Annotated in this window: 2 protein-coding genes; one reads left to right on the top strand and one right to left on the bottom strand. The window is 67.4% G+C overall.

What is annotated here, in order from left to right:
* Positions 1-387 precede the first annotated feature (387 nt).
* A complete protein-coding gene (gene trxA, locus QMZ25_RS18985) occupies positions 388-717 on the bottom strand; it encodes a thioredoxin (protein ID WP_025878607.1) in 330 nt (109 codons plus the stop codon).
* A gap of 523 nt (positions 718-1,240) precedes the next feature.
* Here trxA and rhlB point away from each other — a divergent pair.
* Positions 1,241-2,601 (top strand): ATP-dependent RNA helicase RhlB (rhlB, locus tag QMZ25_RS18980; protein WP_283220130.1); only part of this gene is annotated, 1,361 nt, incomplete at its 3' end.

Below are 2,601 nucleotides of genomic sequence, written 5' to 3'. Positions count from 1 at the left end.
CGCGATCGCGGCGGCGAGGAACAGGGAATGCAGGGCTTTCATGCCGGCATTCTAGCGGGGCGGCGGCCGGTGCGGCAGCCTTGGTCACGCGGGCCTTGCGCACGCGCTTTTCGGCGGGCGCTTCTGCGCTGCCGGTTTCGGGAGTGTTATCGGACAAGAGCGTTATTCCTCGCTTGAAGGTGCGAGCGCCCGGCTGGGGCGGCGAACGTTGGGGATGGGTCTGGAAGAAACTGCGTCCAGAAGGTGCGGCACGCGAACGCGGCCGGATGTGCCGACACTATCATCGGCCCGCGGCGCCGTGCAAGGGTCGCCGGGAACAGCATTCATGCAGGCGCGGTCCGCGCCTGCCGGCAGCCGCACCGGGCGGCTGCCGGAGTCGTTACAGGGTCAGGCCAGGGCCTTGTCCAGCAGGCCGGCCAGCTGGGCCTTGCCCACCGCGCCGATCTGCTCGCCGACCTTCTCGCCATCCTTGAACACGACCAGGTACGGGATCGAACGCACGTGGTACTTGGCGGCCAGCGCACGATTGTTGTCGACGTTGACCTTGGCGATCTTGGCGCGGCCCTGGTAGGCATCGGCCAGCTCGTCCAGCGCGGGGGCGATCATCTTGCACGGGCCACACCACTCGGCCCAGAAATCGACCAGCACCGGTTCCTTGGAATTCAGCACGGCGCTATCAAAGTCGGCATCGCCGACGTGTACAACCTTGTCGCTCATCTTGGTTTCTCGTCTTGGATTGCACCCGGCCAGGCCGGAGGTGGGTGAACTGGGCCTTGCCCGGTGGCGCGACCCTCGTCGTTGCCTCGCGGCGTCCTGCCGCGGTGCGTTCGGCGGGATGCCTGGACGCTCACGGCCGGCAGTGTACCCCTATCGCGGGGCATGGACAGTGGCCGGCTGGAACCCAGCGTATCGTGATCGCTTCGAAGCGCGGTATGTGTCGGATTTCACTGTCTTCCTGAAGTGGGGGCCGGCAGCCGCGGACTCCAGCGACCCCGGCAGGGCTGTTCAAGCGCGGTGTGGCTGGGTGAAGAGGCGTCCCGCACGGGCCTGTCTCGCGGTTGTGTGAGACGGTTCATTCCGGTTTGGCCGCCGGAGTGCGTTAAACTGGGGCATTGAGCGGCGCGCGGACCCGGTGGTCCCCGGTCCGCCGACCCGCCGCAGGGGCCGCAGTTTGCGACGGTGCCCCCAGACGATGCAGTGCCGCCCGCCCGCTGGCCGGTGGCCATACCAAGACGGACTCATGAGCGACAAACCGCTGACCGATTTGACCTTTTCCTCCTTTGAGCTGCATCCGGCCCTGCAGGCCGGCCTTGAAGGAGCCGGATTCACCCGCTGCACCCCGATCCAGGCGCTGACACTGCCGGTCGCGCTGGCCGGTGGTGATGTCGCCGGCCAGGCCCAGACCGGCACCGGCAAGACGCTGGCGTTCCTGGTTGCCGTGGTCAACCGCCTGCTGAGCCGCCCGGCGCTGGCCGACCGCAAGGCGGAAGACCCGCGCGCGCTGATCCTGGCGCCCACCCGCGAGCTGGCCATCCAGATCCACAAGGACGCCGTGAAGTTCGGTTCCGACCTGGGCCTGCGTTTCGCCCTCGTCTACGGTGGCGTGGATTACGACAAGCAGCGCGAGATCCTGCAGCAGGGCGTGGATGTGATCATCGCCACCCCCGGCCGCCTGATCGATTACGTCAAGCAGCACAAGGTGGTTTCGCTGCACGCCTGCGAGATCTGCGTGCTGGACGAAGCCGACCGCATGTTCGACCTGGGCTTCATCAAGGACATCCGCTTCCTGCTGCGCCGCATGCCCGAGCGCACCACCCGGCAGACCCTGCTGTTCAGCGCCACCCTCAGCCATCGCGTGCTGGAGCTGGCCTACGAGCACATGAACGAGCCGCAGAAGCTGGTGGTCGAAGCTGAAACAGTGACCGCCGCGCGCGTGCGCCAGAAGATCTACTTCCCGGCCGACGACGAGAAGATCCCGTTGCTGCTGGGCCTGCTCTCGCGCAGCGAGGGCGCCCGCACCATGGTCTTCGTCAACACCAAGGTCTTCGTCGAGCGCGTGGCGCGTTCGCTGGAAAAGGCCGGGTACCGGGTCGGCGTCCTGTCCGGCGACGTGCCGCAGAAGAAGCGCGAGAGCCTGCTCAACCGCTTCCAGAAGGGCCAGCTGGAAATCCTGGTCGCCACCGACGTGGCTGCCCGCGGCCTGCATATCGACGGCATCAAGTACGTCTACAACTACGACCTGCCGTTCGACGCCGAAGACTATGTGCACCGCATCGGCCGTACCGCACGCCTGGGCGAAGAGGGTGACGCGATCAGCTTCGCCTGCGAGCGTTATGCGATGAGCCTGCCGGACATCGAGGCCTACATCGAACAGAAGATTCCGTCCGAGCCGGTCACCAAGGAACTGATGACCGCACTGCCGCGTCCGGAACGCCCGGCCACGGTCGCTGGCGAGGACGGTGACGAGAACGAGAGCGTCGGCCAGATCTTCCGCGAGGCGCGCGAAGCCCGCGCCGCCGAGGAAGAGCGTCGTGGCGGTGGCCGCAGCGGTGGTCGCTCCGGCGCCGGCCGTGGCGAGCGCCGCGAGGGCGAGCGCAGCGA

It is taken from the genome of Stenotrophomonas sp. RS-48 (assembly GCF_030053245.1).
GTDB classification, from domain to species: Bacteria; Pseudomonadota; Gammaproteobacteria; order Xanthomonadales; family Xanthomonadaceae; genus Stenotrophomonas; species Stenotrophomonas maltophilia_P.
Note: the sequence above shows the minus strand (reverse complement) of the source record. Positions and strands in the feature narration are given on the sequence as shown.